The 15,087-nt window shown below is 58.9% G+C and carries 13 protein-coding genes; 6 read left to right on the top strand and 7 right to left on the bottom strand.

The window, feature by feature from the left end; all coding sequences use genetic code 11:
* The 6 genes from D8Y22_RS22610 to D8Y22_RS20340 form a co-directional block, all read left to right on the top strand.
* The coding region (locus tag D8Y22_RS22610; RefSeq protein WP_174811942.1) for a chemotaxis protein CheA at positions 1 to 1,692 on the top strand (1,692 nt) is incomplete at its 5' end.
* A gap of 28 nt (positions 1,693 to 1,720) precedes the next feature.
* On the top strand, positions 1,721 to 2,326 hold the full coding sequence (locus D8Y22_RS20360; RefSeq protein WP_141466474.1) for a chemotaxis protein CheC: 606 nt from the start codon (positions 1,721 to 1,723) through the stop codon (positions 2,324 to 2,326).
* Positions 2,323 to 3,582, top strand: a complete 1,260-nt coding sequence (locus D8Y22_RS20355) for a chemotaxis protein CheC (protein WP_141466473.1) — start codon at positions 2,323 to 2,325, stop codon at positions 3,580 to 3,582. Before D8Y22_RS20360 ends, D8Y22_RS20355 begins: the two co-directional genes overlap by 4 nt.
* Positions 3,579 to 4,097 (top strand): chemotaxis protein CheD, encoded by a 519-nt coding sequence (locus D8Y22_RS20350; protein ID WP_141466472.1) that lies wholly within the window; start codon positions 3,579 to 3,581, stop codon positions 4,095 to 4,097. The genes D8Y22_RS20355 and D8Y22_RS20350 overlap by 4 nt, the downstream gene beginning before the upstream one ends.
* Positions 4,094 to 4,894, top strand: coding sequence for a CheR family methyltransferase (locus D8Y22_RS20345; protein WP_141466471.1), 801 nt, complete (start codon positions 4,094 to 4,096; stop codon positions 4,892 to 4,894). Before D8Y22_RS20350 ends, D8Y22_RS20345 begins: the two co-directional genes overlap by 4 nt.
* Before the next feature lie 66 nt (positions 4,895 to 4,960).
* Positions 4,961 to 6,256 carry a hypothetical protein gene (locus D8Y22_RS20340; RefSeq protein ID WP_141466470.1) on the top strand — a complete coding sequence of 432 codons (1,296 nt, stop codon included), beginning with the start codon at positions 4,961 to 4,963 and terminating at the stop codon, positions 6,254 to 6,256.
* A gap of 3 nt (positions 6,257 to 6,259) precedes the next feature.
* Here the strand turns inward: D8Y22_RS20340 and D8Y22_RS20335 are convergent, their stop codons facing one another.
* Genes D8Y22_RS20335 through D8Y22_RS20305 form a run of 7 tightly spaced genes read right to left on the bottom strand, consistent with a single transcriptional unit; the run spans position 6,260 to position 14,909 of the window.
* A complete protein-coding gene (locus tag D8Y22_RS20335; protein WP_141466469.1) occupies positions 6,260 to 7,048 on the bottom strand; it encodes a DUF7289 family protein in 789 nt (262 codons plus the stop codon).
* The gene (locus D8Y22_RS20330) at positions 7,045 to 7,509 is read right to left on the bottom strand and encodes a DUF7266 family protein (RefSeq protein ID WP_141466468.1); all 465 of its coding nucleotides are present in this window, start codon (positions 7,507 to 7,509) and stop codon (positions 7,045 to 7,047) included. Before D8Y22_RS20330 ends, D8Y22_RS20335 begins: the two co-directional genes overlap by 4 nt.
* Entirely contained in the window at positions 7,506 to 8,432 is a 927-nt protein-coding gene (locus tag D8Y22_RS20325) for a hypothetical protein (protein ID WP_141466467.1), read from the bottom strand. The genes D8Y22_RS20330 and D8Y22_RS20325 overlap by 4 nt, the downstream gene beginning before the upstream one ends.
* The gene (locus tag D8Y22_RS20320; protein ID WP_141466466.1) at positions 8,426 to 9,010 is read right to left on the bottom strand and encodes a DUF7288 family protein; all 585 of its coding nucleotides are present in this window, start codon (positions 9,008 to 9,010) and stop codon (positions 8,426 to 8,428) included. Before D8Y22_RS20320 ends, D8Y22_RS20325 begins: the two co-directional genes overlap by 7 nt.
* 1 nt (position 9,011) lies before the next feature.
* The gene (locus tag D8Y22_RS20315; protein WP_141466465.1) at positions 9,012 to 9,563 is read right to left on the bottom strand and encodes a DUF7287 family protein; all 552 of its coding nucleotides are present in this window, start codon (positions 9,561 to 9,563) and stop codon (positions 9,012 to 9,014) included.
* 1 nt (position 9,564) lies between these two features.
* Positions 9,565 to 11,637: a type II secretion system F family protein gene (locus D8Y22_RS20310; protein ID WP_141466464.1), complete on the bottom strand. Its 2,073-nt coding sequence runs from the start codon at positions 11,635 to 11,637 to the stop codon at positions 9,565 to 9,567.
* The gene (locus D8Y22_RS20305) at positions 11,634 to 14,909 is read right to left on the bottom strand and encodes a type II/IV secretion system ATPase subunit (protein ID WP_141466463.1); all 3,276 of its coding nucleotides are present in this window, start codon (positions 14,907 to 14,909) and stop codon (positions 11,634 to 11,636) included. The genes D8Y22_RS20310 and D8Y22_RS20305 overlap by 4 nt, the downstream gene beginning before the upstream one ends.
* Positions 14,910 to 15,087: the final 178 nt, after the last annotated feature.

Raw genomic sequence — 15,087 nt, 5'->3', positions numbered from 1 at the left:
GAGACCGACTTCGATGACTCGTTCGAGGAGACTGCCGGCTCGTTCGATACGTCCGAGACCGACTTCGATGATTCGTTCGAGGAGACTGCCGACTCGTTCGATACGTCCGAGGCTGGTGGTGTCGACGACTGGACCGTTCGAGACGACGCCACGAAAGAGTCAGATCCGGAGGAACTCGGGGACTCGAGCGACTCGACCGAATCGGACGGGACGGCGTCGGCGCCAGCGGGCTCGAGTAGGGGGGCGACCGAAACCGAGTTCGAGGGGACGGACGCGCCGCCTTCGTCCGAGGCGGTCGAAGACGATCCAGTCGAACTGCTCGATCTCGAGGACGACTCCGGGGACTCCTTCGAAGAAACCTTCGGTACCGATGCCCTCGACGAGACGTCGTTGGAGGACGAGGAATGGTTCGATACGGCCGAGACAGGCTCTGAAGACGAGGAATCGACGGCTGCGGACGAGCAACTCGTCACAGTCGTCGAGGAGCCTGATCTCGAGATTCCCGAGCTTACTGTTCCCGATTCGATCGACCGCGACGACGAAGAGACGATCGAGAACGAGAGCCAGTCGGTCCGTGTCGATGTCGAACAGATCGACGACTTGCTCAACTTGGTCGAAGGACTGGTAACGAGCCGCGTCCGGCTTCGTCACGCCGTCGACAACGATCTCGATCTGGACGCGATCGATACGGAGCTCGACGATCTCGAGGATCTGTTGACCGATCTCCAGGGAACGGTGATGGACGTTCGGCTCGTCCCGGTCGAAACGGTGACGAACCGGCTGCCACGCGTCGTTCGAGATGTCGCCCGTGAACAGGACAAAGAGGTTGCCATCGATATCCGTGGTTCCGATGTCGAAATCGATCGAACGATCCTCGATCGGCTCCGGGATCCGCTGGTTCACCTGGTTCGAAACGCCGTCGATCATGGCATCGAGCCACCCGAAGAGCGCGACGCTGCCACCAAGCCACGCGAAGGACAGATCGAGGTGCGAGCGACCCGCACACGCGATCAGGTGACGATCACGGTCTCCGATGATGGCCGCGGTCTCGACCCGGATCAGCTTACCGCCGAAGCCGTCGACGCCGGTGTCATCACCGAAGACGAAGCGCGGTCGCTGTCGGACGACGAGGCGTTCGAACTCGTCTTCCATCCCGGCCTCTCGACAGCCGAGGAAGTGACCGACGTGAGCGGTCGCGGGGTGGGAATGGATGTCGTCGAACGGACGGTAACGGAACTCGACGGCACGATTTCGGTCGACAGTGAGCCTGGATCGGGAACGACGGTCACGATGACGCTGCCGGTCTCGCTCGCGATCGACGACGTGTTGTTCGTCGAGTGTGGCGGCGAGGAGTTCGGCATCCCGACGACTGCTGTTCACGACGTCGAACCGGTCGAGGCAGCCGAGACCGTCGATGGCGAATCCGTGTTGGCCGTCGGCGACGAACGCTATTCGGTCCTTTCGCTGGCCGACGAACTCGAGACACCATCGAGCGACGCCGAGAACGGAATGCTCGTACGGATTCGCGACGACGTTCGTCCGGTTGCGCTCGAGTGTGACTCCGTCCGTGGCCAGCAGGAGGTCGTCGTCAAACCGTTCGAAGGATTCATGCGCGATATTCCCGGTATCAGTGGTGCAACGGTTCGTGGTAGAGGCGAGGTCGTAACCATTCTAGATGTGACAACACTATGATCAAACACCAACACCAACGGAGGCAGCGATGACGTTGATGGTCGATATCCGGAAGCTGAGCTTCATAAACGAGATGGCGAAAGTTGGCACGAACGGCGTTGCCGATAACATGGGGAAACTGACCGGTGAAGACGCCCAGATGGAGGTCACGAAGACGAACTTCATCGATGTCGACGATATCGGCTCCCAACTGGAACCCGGCAAGCGCGTCGGTGTCCGCGTCCGGTTGCTCGATCCGCCACACGGCCACATCCTCGTGTTGTTCCCCGAAGCGAGTGCCAAGAAGATCACGGCGATCATGTTAAACGATGTCGTCGACGACATGTCCGATGTCTCCGGCAAGATGGCCCGTAGCGCCGTCGAGGAGATGGGCAACATGATGGCCAGTGGCTTCATCGACGGTTGGGCGGATGTCCTCGGGATGGTGATCGATGTCGCGGCACCGCAACTCGTCTACGCACCGGGTGAGGAGGTCGTCACCCGAACGGCAAACCTCGGCGACGACGATCTGGCCCTGTTTTTCGACTCGGATCTGACGGTGCCGAGCTATCAGATCGAGGCCGAAATATACGCGTTTCCGGACTTGGCAGAGTTCGTCGAAATGGTCAACGATATCGACATACAGACGACATGAAACTCGATGTCAATACGCTCGGGACGTTCTACCGAATGGCTCGAGAAGGGACCGGACTCGCCGCAGGCCGACTCACCCACATGACCGACGTCGAGACGCGAGTCGGTGTCACGAAGTTGAACTTCATGCGCGGCCGAGAGATACGTCGGGATTTGGCGGATTCGTCGGATAACGTCGGTGTTCGGGTCGGTCTGAGCGGTGCAATCGAGGGCCACTCGATTGTCGTCTTCGACCGCGGCGATGCCCGGCAAATCGTCGACGCATTACTCGCGGAATCGCATCTCGAGGGCGATATCGATGCCGACGAGAGCGAGTTCAACCAGATGTCCAAAAGCGCCGTCACGGAGGTCGGACAGGTGATGAACAGCGGGTTCATCGACGGCTGGGCGGACGTCTTGGAGTCGGTCATCGATATGTCGACGCCGGAGTTCGTCGAGGGTGATTCGGCGGGTCCGTTCGTCGACGATGTTGATGACGCCCCGACAGACGACGATCTTGCGTTGCTCTTTCAGAGCCGGATCGAGACGCTCGACGCCGAAATCGAGTTCGATCATTTCCTGTTTCCGACGCGGGATTCGATGGCGACGTTGTTAGACCGTCTCCGGACCAGCGACGGTATCGAGTACGACAAACTCGACGGTTTCGACCGTATGGCCGAACGCGGTGCCGAGGAGATGGCCAAAGCCGCGACGACGCTGACCGGTATCGAGACGAGCGTCGACATCCGGCGGCTGAACTTCGTCTCGCTCGAGGCGATTTCCGAGCAGGTACCGGACGAAAAACTGGTTGGCGTCGCGTTCGAATTCGACGGCATCCCGAGTGGCTACCTGCTGTTTTTGTTCGACGAGGACTCGGCCCACGAGATCGTCGACGCGATGGTACCGATGTCGGTCGACTCCGACGAGTTCGACGAGATGGGCCGCAGCGCGATCACCGAACTGGGCAACATCATGGCCAGTGGCTTTCTCGATGGCTGGGCGAACGTTCTGGATACGACGATCGATCACTCGACCCCCGAATTCATCCACGATATGGGGACGGCAGCCGTCGATCCCGTTATCATCCAACTCGGCGAACACCAGGAGTATGCCTTCGTCTTCGACACGGTCGTCGTCGCCGACGGCCAGGCATTCGACTGTGAAGTGTATGCGATCCCCGACGAATCCGACCTCGAGCGCGCGTTGAACGATCTCGACACCGATCGAATCGAGGACGCGCCGACGACTGCGGAATTCCAAGAAATCGACCAATCATGAAGACCTACGGCAGCGAACCGGGCGCACCGTCGCCGGTCAAGGTCGGTATCTCCGAACTGGCCGTCAGCGATGGTGGCGATACACTCACCTCTCACGGGCTTGGCTCGTGTCTCGCTATCGCGTTGTACGATCCGGAGACCGAAATTGGCGGTCTCGCCCACGCGATGTTACCGGACGGTGATGCAATGGCAAACAGCGACCGCAAACCCGGAAAATACGCTGACACGGCGATCCGGGCACTGCTACGGCGAATGGTCGAACGCGGCGCGAGTTACACGAGCGTCGAAGCGAAACTCGCAGGCGGCAGCGACATGTTCGAGTTCGAAAGCTTCGGCGACGGCGTCGGCCACCGAAACGTCGTCGCGGCCAGAGACGAACTCGAGAAACTCGGCGTGCCGATCGTCGCCGAAGACATCGGTGGCGAACACGGTCGAACCGTGACGTTTACGCCTGGGACGGGTGAACTCGTGGTCAAGGCTGCCGACGAGGCCGACCACGGAGTGAACCGACTGTGACCGACGGCGCATTCGAAGACATACTCACCTTCGTCGAAGACGAACTCGGCTTTGCGACGAGTCACTACAATGATAGTTATCTCGATCGTCGCATTTCCTCGCGCATCCGCCGAACCCAACGCGACGGGTACGCCGACTACGCGAGGTTGCTGCGGCGGAACGCCGACGAACAGACGGCGCTGCTCGAGTCGATGAGCATCAACGTCACCGAATTCTTTCGCAATCCGGATGTCTGGGCCGGCATCCGGGAGGTACTTCGTCACCTCGAGGACGAAACCGACGAGATACGCATCTGGTCTGCAGCGTGTGCAGACGGGCGGGAAGCCTACTCGCTGTCGATGCTCGTCCACGACGACCGGCGACTCGAGGCCGATACCGTCGAGGTTCTGGGCACCGACATCAGCCGACCCGCACTCGAGACCGCACGACGCGGCGTCTACGAGGAATCCCGAACCGTCGATATCGGCGATCAACTCGACTTTCTCGACGACCACGACCAGTACATCGATGTCGACGACCGGGCATACCACGTTACCGACCGCGTGAAACGTCCCGTCTCGTTCGAACGCCACGACCTGATCAACGGCGAGCCAAAATCCGGATTCGATCTGGTTGTCTGTCGAAACCTCTTCATCTACATCGACAACGATTACAAAGCGTCCATGCTCGAGGTCATCGCGCAGTCGCTTCGACCGGGTGGTATCCTCGTCATTGGCAAGGCCGAAACGATCCCACCGAACCTACAATCGGCCTTCGCTGTCGAAGACGCGCGGCTTCGCATTTATTGCCGCGAGTGAGACGGTCTTTCGCGTGGTGATGATTCACCGACCGTTACATGAACATCGCCCGAATACTACCGATAGATGACCGGTCCCGACCTCGGCCCGTACGTCAGCCGGACTCGACGCCTCCTCGAGACGGCCCCGCCGACGACCGCCTGCGAAACGCGCGCGCACTTCGTCGACCCGTTTCTCGACGCCCTCGGATGGAACGTCTATACGAACGCCTGTCGGACGAATGTCGCCGTCGACGACACGCACCTCGAGTACGTCCTCTCGATCGACTCGGTCCCGGCTCTCTTCGTCGCCGTCGAACCCCTCGAGGACTCGCTTGCCGAATCTCGAGCGGCCGCCCTGCTCGAGGCGATGGCCTGGACCGGCGTCGACAGAGCAATCTACACGAACGGACGGCATTTCCTCTTTCTCGCTGGAACGATGGACATCGATCGGTTGGGATGTCACCACACCACACTCACCGACCACGAGCGTTCGATCGACCACTTCACCCGCCGCTCGCTCGACTCTCATCTCGAGTATCACGACCGCGCGTTCGTCGCTCGACAGCTCGCGACCGAGCGTAACTCGCTCGTCGAGTCGATCCGCTCGACGCTCCAGGACCACGCCGACGAGAGCGAGCCCTACGACAGCGAATTCGAGTCGGCGACGGAACGGTTCCTCGACAAACTGATCGTCTCGTTCGTCCGGGGCGAGGGCGACCACCCCGAACCCGCCGATGTCGCCCTCGAGTTTACCGACGGGACGACTGACGAGTACACGACGGCGATCGAACCCGCCGATTCGTCGCCGGCTGGCTCGAGCTACCGATCGAATGGGGCGCCCGACGATTCGGCCGACGACGAGGGCAGCCCCTCGGCCGAGAGCACAGCCTCGAGTGGTTCCGACGCCAACCCGACGACCCACGTTCCCGATGCGGATGCGACCACATCGTCTCCCGGCGCCGATTCGGCGGCTGGCGACGACAGCTTGGCTGACGATCAGGTCGAGCCATCGGCGACCACAGCGACTGAGACGGGCAACAGCGAGTACGTCGTCCGCTTTTTCAACGAGCGCGGCTCGATCGGCGCGATCGGTCACTCGAGTTCGGACGGGGCACTCGTCCAGACTGCGGAGTATCTCTTCGAGCGTGGCCTCTCCGGAATCAGGGTTCCCTGGCGACCCGAGGACGGTGATCGGACCATCCTGAACGACGAGCCAACACGTGACGATGGCTCGTCGATGGACGATCCGCGAGGACTCTCGAACGGACTCTACCTCGAGGCCGGCGGTGACCTCGACACACATCGGCGACGAGTGCAGGCGCTCGCGTCTCGAGCCGGGTTGCGAGCGATGCTCACCGGCGATTGGGAGGACACCGATTGAGGATCAGCCGATTTCAGGATAGCTGATATCGACTTCGACGATGTCGACAGAGACGCGCTCGACTGATTCACAGGACCACTCGTTGGACGATTCGTCCCACCCGTTGTGCTCGAAGTACATCTCCCACCCCGATTCGTGTCCGTCGTCCCCGTTTAGCGACACCGTGAGGGTATCCGCATCGTCGAATACGGTTCGCGTGCTCTTGGTTTCGTTCTCTCGAATGTCGAACGCGACGGTGTCGGTCGCCTGAATCGACTGCTCGCTCTCGTTGATTACGACGAGCGAAAGCATCGCGATGTCGTCGTCGCGGCAGGTGACCATCGGATCAGTCCGCATGACGCTGGTGCCATCGGTGGCTTCCCGGAAGACGGCACCACCTTCGTAGGCGATCGTCCCCGACTCGGACTCGTAGGTGAACGCGCCGATATCGTCGCCGTACGTCCCCGACGAGTTCCACAGTTCGTCGCCGCCGTCGTGTACGGAGACGTTCATCTCTGAGCCACTCGCACCCGGATCGACCACTCCTTCCCGGAGCGTCAGGTCACCCGCGCGGCGATTGACCCCGTCGTATCGGACGATGTCGTTCGCGTTGTCCGCGAAGGCGTTCATCGCTCGCTCGGCGTTGCCCTGTTGCTCGAGTTGCTGATAGCTCTGAATCGAATCGAAGCCGACCATACCGACGACGACGACCGACGAGAGGATGATGCCAAAGACCAGGACGAAACTCAGCACCTCGCTAACGCCCCGCTCGTCCATCGTCCCCGTGTCGGGGATGGGGCTGTTGGCTCTCATCTGAGTGTAATCTCCTCCGCCTCGCCGTCGTGTTCGATTACGATCGTCCCGCCCGTCGCCGAACTACTGGTGTTCATCGCCGTCCGGTTCGCGACGGGGACGTAGCTCTCGGCGTTGGCCCCAGTTGCACTCAACCGGAGACAGTTTTGGCCCTGCTCGAGGAACGTATTCTCCCCGCACTCGTCGGTCTCGAGCGGTTCGATCGTATACGCCGATCCCGCAACCGTCCGCGGATGTTCTGTGGTGACGGTTGCGTTACCGTCGTCGCCACCCAGCTGATCCGTCCGCTCGATCTCGCCGGCGACGCGCTCGCCGACCGTCTCGAGCGCCCGGTCGGCGCTTCGATCGCTATAGCCCTCGAGCATCGCCCCGGTGCTCATGAGCAACATCGCGATGAGGATGGTGGTGATGCCCATCGTGAGGACGTGGGTGACCGCAGTGGAGAGGGCACGATCATTCATAATAACTCACTGTACATATCAATTTCCACAGACCTGTTCGATTCTATATTCTCGGTATCGTATGAATATATGATCTCCAAGATCCACGGAATTTCGAAATCGCTACTTAGGTCATTAGAACCGGCGATTCCAATAAAATCAACATCTATACTTGATCCCCTGTTATCCATGTGTATCTCATTGTATGACGAATCAATGTCTATAACATCAAGATCGCATGACTCTTCTACATTATTAAGTTCACCAGATACAAAATCAATTTCGGCTTGATGTAAGTCGACATTATTGCAATTATCACCGTTGCTGATCCGTATTTCATCGTTGTTACCATCAACCTCTACGGTTACTGTTTCACCATTTCCATTTTCAATATTGAGATCCAACTCCTGGTTCCCTGTAAAATCGATCTTGAATTCAAATACTCTTCCAAGAAATTCGTCATCTGAATCAATTACGTTTCTATCTTCATTTGCGGGAACATTAATATTTGACCCGCCCTCCATCGTTACGGACGTATCTACAGCAGTGATATTCGTAACTACTCCTCTACTAGAAGACTTACTTTTTTTAAAGTCGTTAGAAAAATCATCTTTGATAATCTCACTGTCTTTCCAGTCCTCCGGCTCATCAAAGTCAAAGATATCTCTCATATCCTGTTCGTCATCTGCATCTTCAATTGCAGATGCTAAATCATCATTTTCGCCCAAATTAACAGTCTCATTTCCTAATCCTGCAATACCCTGTTCAAGTTCATACTCTATGACAGCTAAATCGGTGGTACTTTGACTTGTCGAACTCGAGGACACTTCCTCCGTATGAACCAACCCGTTCAACACGACGACGACGCCGAGGATCACGAACGCGATAACGATCGCACCGATGAGGATCACCTGCGCTCGATCGCGAGTACTCTCGGTTACCATACTGTTACGCGCACCTCCACAATGTTGTGAATCGATTCGCTACTACCGTCGTATTCGGGAACGTGTTCTGTCTCATCGAATAGTGGGATCGTATAACTCGCTGTTACTGCACTCTGGTCCGTGATATTCGAGCCGATAGATCGGTTTTGGTCTGAGGTGGTTACGTCTCCGTCAGCCGAGGAATTGAGATAGGTAAACTCCACCTCGTAGCCGTTGGGATAGGACGGTGCTGCAACGTGGGTCTCGAGTATGTAGCCCAACGTGTACTCGTCCTCGAAATCGTCGATATCCATCGACTCCTCGATATCACCGTCGGCCCAGTCGTGCACAAGGACGGAGAGATTACCGCGATCCGACTCGTTCGAATGCGCTGCAACCACAAGCGCATCCTGAGTCTCCTGTTGGATCTGGGCCTGCGAGGTTCGATCGACTGCCCCGCCCGTCCCCGGCGTGATCACCACCGACTGCATCGCAAACAGCAGGGCAAAGAGGACGACCGCAGCGGCGGCGAAGCCCTCGAGGGAGTAGGCCTGTCCGCGGTCAGTTTCGTCCCGGCCGAACCGATCTGTCCCCCACATGTTACCACATCCTCACGACGAGTCTCACGGGGTGTTCCGAGTCGACATCGGGGTATTCGTCGTCGTCGACGTCGGTCACCGTCACGATTCGGGTCGCCGTTACCGCAGACTGGTCGTCATATCTATCGCCTGCTGCGAGCGGATCCCCGTCGCCGCTCAAATTCAGCGGTCGTGGCTGGCCACCCTCGCGCTCGAGCGGTTCGATCGTAACGTTGATCTGGTCGAAGCGGTAGCCGTCGTCGGCGCGTAACCCGAGCGAGCTGTTGTCGAGGCCCTCCTGGACGAACGTCTGGTTGAATCCTTCACCGTCGATCTGGTTGGGCGTCCCCGTCTCGAGCGATTCGTTCTCGAGGACCGTTCCGGCGACGCGATCGACCTGTGCGACATCGCCGCTGTCGCTGGTGCCCGAGTAGACGCCGACGATGTCCGGGATCGTCGTGAAGACGAACGCGACCGCGATGATGAACACGCCGATACCGATGACGAAGTCCTGATTCGTCTGGGCGCGGGGGTCGAACCCGATCGAAACCGTTCGTTGTGTTCCCTGGGTCATGTTAGGCGACCAGCGTCCAGCCGACCAGTGCAATCGTCGACAGCACGATCACGTACTTCAGGCCACTCAGGATGTCCGCATCTCGCATGTAGCCACAGATGAGCCCCGAGATGATCCCCTGGATCGTGATCGCGTGGAAGAACAACACCGACAGCATCGGGACATCGATATTTTCGGTCATGTCCGCGTCCGCCATCTGGCCGCCGCCAGCGCCGCCGGTGTCGATGTCTTCGCCGCCGCCGGTCTCGAGGCCAACCATCGTCTCGATGAACTGCGTCTGGAGGATGGCGATCACCGCCAGCACGGTCATGAACGTCATGATGATGATCACGACCTGCATGCGGGTGCGGGATTTGCGTTCGCGTTCGATATCGTCGTGATTCTCGCTGGCCCGGGCGGCCGTGCGTAACACGTCCGAAATCTGGTTCGAGGCTTCCTGAGCTTCGGTGATCAGCCGCGTCGAGCGGGCGAGTCGTGGGATGTGATACTTGTTGTTGAACTCGATGAGCGCCTCTTTCAGACTCGTCCCGTAGTTGACCTTGGTGTGCATCAACTCGAACTCGCGGGCGAGTTTGCCACTCGTCGTATCCGCGACGGCCTGCAGCGACTCCAGCAGCGTGAGGCCGGTATCGTTGGCACTCGAGAGTTTGCGCAGGTCTTCGGAGAGTTGGCTGACGACGGCGTTTCGGTGTCGCACGTTCCACTCGCGAAAGATCGAGAGCGGAATCGCGATGATATACAGCGGAACGTAGACGTAGATGACCGTGCCCCAGATCGGGTTTGCGATCATGTCGTCCCACGACAGCGGTGCGGAGCCCGAAACCATCGCCATCACGACGACGACCAGCGAGATGGGCACGGTCAGTGCGAGGGTAAACAGCGGGTTGTCCCGGAAGAAGATGTGTGGCTGTTTCAGGACGTTGACCGTCTCGTGGGTCCCCTCGCGACTCTTGATGCGATCGAAGACGCTGTGTTCGCCGGTGAACTGTTCGACGAGCCCGAGATCGAGCAGCCCGCTCTCTCCCCGTTCGCGCTGGACACGATGATCGCTGTCGTCCATCGTCAGATAGCCGTCGCCGGGCTCGTCGTGTTTGACCGTCGAGACGAGGACGAGAAAGCCAATCCCCATCAGCGGAATCAGCGCGTAGACGGTCATATACAGCATCTCGTTGGAGACGGTCGCATCCGGGATCATCTGCATGACGACCATGATGATGATCAACAACAGCGGGAACAGCGACAGCGTCATGTACATCTCGCCGAACAACTCGAGCGTCTCGAGGGTGAGTTCCTGCTCCTGTTTTGCGGTCCGCATGTGGAGTTCTTTTTTGTCCTCGAGGAAGCTCTCCATGTCACCGCCGCTGTTGATGATCGAGAGCATGTCGGTCAGAAACTGCGACAGTTCGTCACTGGGCGTCTCGATCGCCTGCTTGCGGATCGCCGTCCGGTAGTCGACATCGAAGTATTCGGTTTCTTTGACGATACTTTGAAACTCCATGGCGACCTCGCCGTAGGTATCGTCGGCCTCGGACATTGCCTCGATGATCTCGAGTTGGTTCAGCCCGCCGACCGACAGCGCGTACATGAACGAAACGGAGTCGGTCAGGAGCATGTTGATCTCGCGTTTGCGAGCCGAGGCACGTGAGTATGGAATAGCGACCAGCGAACCGAACCCGAGCGCGAACCCGATCGAGCCGAAGACGAGACCGATACCGACGATGACGGCGGGAACGCGGACGGTCTCGATGAACTCGAGCACTGCATCGCTGCCGACCGGAATGCCGATGATATGGTTGATCCGGACGATGCCGGTCCCGAACAGGCCGTAGCCGAGCAACAGCCCAAGCAGCCACAGTGCGAGTCCGCTGATGAACCCGATACCGATCGCTCGAGAGAGGTAGAGTTCGACGGTATCGGTCATTCGTGCCTGTGCGAGTTTGATTTCGACGTCGGCGACGAACTCGCTATCGTCGCTAAACAGGTGACTGTACAGCGGGTAAAAGAGCTCGCCGAGCGTGTCGGAGCCAGCCGAGACGCCGCTTGCAGCCGGTCGATCGTCTGTCTGTAGACTCATTGCTCCTGACCCTCGGTGTCCTCGCCACGCTCGTCCTCACCACCGAAAATCGAGTCGTCGTCTCTGGTCTCGCGGCCCTCGAACAGCGATCCCTCCTCGCTCAGGTCGATCGAGTCGTCGCTAAATGGGCCACCAGTACTCTCACCGAAGATCGACTCGTCATCGTGGTCGGACTGGTCGTCCACTGGTGGCGTCGGGTTCGATCCTGATTCGCCATCGTGACCGTCAGTGGTGGCGGGTTCCTCGAGAGCTGACTCGTCGTCACCGTCCGGATCGAACACCGTCTCGAGTTTGCCGTCCGGGAACATCGAATCGCCGTCCGTAGATGTCGACCCCGACGTATCGACAGGCCGTGAGCCGTCGAGCGTCTCGAGGGTGTCGCCCATATCGTCGAACAGTCCATCGATCGGCTCGTCTTCGGGTGGATCCCCGCTGGTCGATTCACCGGCCGTCGTCGCGTCTGTCGTCACTTCCGCGGCTGGTTGCGTCTCGCTTGCCTGTGTGGATGCGTCGGCGGGCACCGGGGTCGAGTCAGCCGGCTCGTCGTCGGTGAGCCAGGCAGGTTCGTCGCCAGTCGACTCGCCGTCGGCACCGAACGTGCTCGTTTCGTCGAACTCCCAGCCGTCGTCGTCGAACGTCCCATCGAAATCCACCGATCCGTCTTCCGAACCAACTTCGACGGTGTCGTCGGCGTCGACGGCACCGAGTGCGCTCCCGAGACCACTTGGAACCTTCCCGCGATACTCGTCGAATAGCGATTCTTCGGCTCGTTCGAGGATGTCCATCGAGAGATTGTACGTTTCCGTCGTCGCATCGGGACGTGGAACGAGTGCTTCCTTTTCGGGATCGACATCGATGAGGACGCTTTCCATCTCTCTGAGGTCCTCGAGACTCGCCTCGAGTTGGCCGTTGGCGATGAGCGTGAGGATCGTCTCGGGATCGTTGATGAAGGCCTGGGCCGTCGCGGCGACTTCGGCGTAGGTGTTGAGTCCGTTTTTGATGAGATACGCGAGAATGACTTCCCGCTTGAAGAGCTCTTCCTCGAGTTTGTCGCGGTTCCATCCGCGGTCGAATCGGATCTCTTCTAAGGTGTTCGAGTCCCCCATTTTGAGGAACTCGTCGGTTTCGGCTTGCCACTGATAGACGTCCTGGACGTTGATCTCGTCGTGTTCGGCCTCGTAGTGGTTGATCTCGGTCAAGGACTTGTTTCGGCGGACCTTCGAGCCCTGAACTCGCGTCTGGGTCTGGATGGAGACGAGATCCAGCGCGGTGAACATCGTCTTCGAGACGTTGATCGGATCGGTGGTGAATCGCTTGAGAACCTCGTCGACGGAGTCGGCGTGGAACGTGGTGTAGGTGGTGTGGCCGGTCGACATGACCTGGAACAGGGTTCGACCTTCTTCACCGCGGATCTCACCCATCACGATGTAGTCGGGGCGCTGTCGGAGCGCGGCCTCGAGTAGGTCGAACTCGTCGACATCGCCCTGTTCGTCGTCGGAGAACGATGGTCGAGTGACGCTTGCGATCCAGTTGCGCTGGGGGAGTTCGACCTCGCGAGTGTCCTCGATGGAGACGATCTTGGCGTTGCTCGGGATAAACAGCGAGACGGCATTCAGCGAGGTTGTCTTCCCGGACGCGGTACCGCCGGCGAAGATCAGGCTCTTGTGGTTCTCGATACAGAGCCAGAGAAAGGCCATCTCCTCCAGGCTGAACGTGTTCCAATTGATGAGATCGATCGGGGTAAACGGGACGTCCTTGAACTGCCGGATCGTATAGTTCGTCCCGTGGTCGGAAACTTCCTTGCCGAGGGTTAACTGCGCACGCGAGCCGTCGGGCAGGGTCGCGTCGACTTGTGGGAGCCGTTTGCTGATCCCCTTCCCGGATCGTTGTGCGAGTTTGACCACGAAGTCGTCGAGTTCGTCCTTCCCGTGGTAGATGTTCGAGATGATCTGTTCGTACTCGGAGTGATAGACGAAAACCGGCGAATTGTAGCCGTCACAGGAGATGTCCTCGACGTTGATGTCGTGTTTGATGCCGTCGATCCGTTCGTAGCCGATGAAGTTCCGTTTGAGCAGGTAGAGCAGCTTCTCGACCTGATACTCGTTCAACGTATCGGAGTCTTCTGCCAGAATGATCGGTTCGGGACGGGCCTCGATTCCTTGTAGATCGGCCGGCTCGTCGTCGTCATCGTCACTGGTGGCGGCGCCGAGGATCGATCTGAACGATTCGAGTAGCCCTCCGCTGGACGTTCCCGATACCGTCTCGAAGAGATCATACCGTTTTAACAGGCGCCTGGTTTCGTCTTCGATGACCGATCGGCGTCCGTCCTCTTTGGCTTTCCGTTTGATCCCCTCCTCGGAGTACTTGATCGCCGTTCGAAGTTTGCCGGAGAGAAACTCCTTGAGCTCCGTTTCGATCTCGTTGAGATACGGTTCGACGACGTAGTACTTCTTCTCGTTTTCTTTCTCCGAATGGAAAATGATGACGTAGGCGTAGGGTTTGTTCACCCAGTAACGCTCGACCTCCCGGAAGTGCACTTTCTTCGCGTCGGGAACGGCTTTCTCGAGATCGTAGCGGTTGGCGACGGTCGTCGTCCCGTCGGCGTTGGCAAAGAACGCGTCTTCGTCGAAGTCGTCCTGAATGGTGACGGTCCGGTCCTCGACGACCTCGTCCAGTGCCATCGCCACGTCGTCGGCAGCAGACAGCTGGTTTTCGATGGTGTCTGGATCGAATCCGAGTGCGTCTTCCCCGTCGTGGGGGACGACCTCGCCGTTGCTATCTCGCGGTCGGGAGCCGTCCTCGTCGTAGTAGTACTCCCACTTGTAGTGTTCCCACGTCCAAACGTCTTTGACTACCGGCGTCGTCGCCGGATCGGCGTACTCGAGAAATCGGTCCTCGAGTGTCTTCGCGGCGGAACCGGCGGCGGGCACGAGGGTCGTCTCGAGGTCGTCAGGATGAAATCCGAGATAGGAGGTAGGGTCGAAATTTACGCCCTGCCAGTCGTCGCCACGTGGTACTCTCGGGGCCTCGCCTTCGTCGGTGTCGAGTCCGAGCTGGTCGGAGGGTTCCGGTATCGAAGCATATAGGTCGGATACCTCCTCGCCGTGTCCGTATTCGTCCATAAAATCTGCCCACGTATATTCACCCACGCTGACGGACGGCTTCGAGTCCGTCCCGCCGTGGGGGTCATGATCGCCCTCCGACGCTGCGTCGGCTGCCGTGCCCTCGGAAAAATCCCCGGCATCCGACTGGTCGGCCTCGTCAATAGCCATTGGATTCAACCAAACAGTCACCCCTCAAAAAATTCAGGTGCCGATTACCAACTCTGATAATCCGGTGCGATTCGCAGATGGCCGATTTTAGCCAGCACACCTGGATGGACCGAGAGCATTCTGAATGGTCATATCTATTAGAAATATATTTATTTCCTCCTTCTCTAACATCAAATAT

Origin of the sequence: Salinadaptatus halalkaliphilus (genome assembly GCF_006543045.1) — an archaeon.
Classification (GTDB): domain Archaea; phylum Halobacteriota; class Halobacteria; order Halobacteriales; family Natrialbaceae; genus Salinadaptatus; species Salinadaptatus halalkaliphilus.
Note: the sequence above shows the minus strand (reverse complement) of the source record. Positions and strands in the feature narration are given on the sequence as shown.

What these genes read in the sequence shown, in the direction of transcription:
- D8Y22_RS20360 (WP_141466474.1), top strand. Translation starts at nt 1,721, where the DNA reads ATGACGTTGATGGTCGATATCCGGAAGCTGAGCTTCATAAACGAGATG.
- D8Y22_RS20355 (WP_141466473.1), top strand. Translation starts at nt 2,323, where the DNA reads ATGAAACTCGATGTCAATACGCTCGGGACGTTCTACCGAATGGCTCGA.
- D8Y22_RS20350 (WP_141466472.1), top strand. Translation starts at nt 3,579, where the DNA reads ATGAAGACCTACGGCAGCGAACCGGGCGCACCGTCGCCGGTCAAGGTC.
- D8Y22_RS20340 (WP_141466470.1), top strand. Translation starts at nt 4,961, where the DNA reads ATGACCGGTCCCGACCTCGGCCCGTACGTCAGCCGGACTCGACGCCTC.
- D8Y22_RS20335 (WP_141466469.1), bottom strand. Translation starts at nt 7,048, where the DNA reads ATGAGAGCCAACAGCCCCATCCCCGACACGGGGACGATGGACGAGCGG.
- D8Y22_RS20330 (WP_141466468.1), bottom strand. Translation starts at nt 7,509, where the DNA reads ATGAATGATCGTGCCCTCTCCACTGCGGTCACCCACGTCCTCACGATG.
- D8Y22_RS20325 (WP_141466467.1), bottom strand. Translation starts at nt 8,432, where the DNA reads ATGGTAACCGAGAGTACTCGCGATCGAGCGCAGGTGATCCTCATCGGT.
- D8Y22_RS20320 (WP_141466466.1), bottom strand. Translation starts at nt 9,010, where the DNA reads ATGTGGGGGACAGATCGGTTCGGCCGGGACGAAACTGACCGCGGACAG.
- D8Y22_RS20315 (WP_141466465.1), bottom strand. Translation starts at nt 9,563, where the DNA reads ATGACCCAGGGAACACAACGAACGGTTTCGATCGGGTTCGACCCCCGC.
- D8Y22_RS20310 (WP_141466464.1), bottom strand. Translation starts at nt 11,637, where the DNA reads ATGAGTCTACAGACAGACGATCGACCGGCTGCAAGCGGCGTCTCGGCT.
- D8Y22_RS20305 (WP_141466463.1), bottom strand. Translation starts at nt 14,909, where the DNA reads ATGGCTATTGACGAGGCCGACCAGTCGGATGCCGGGGATTTTTCCGAG.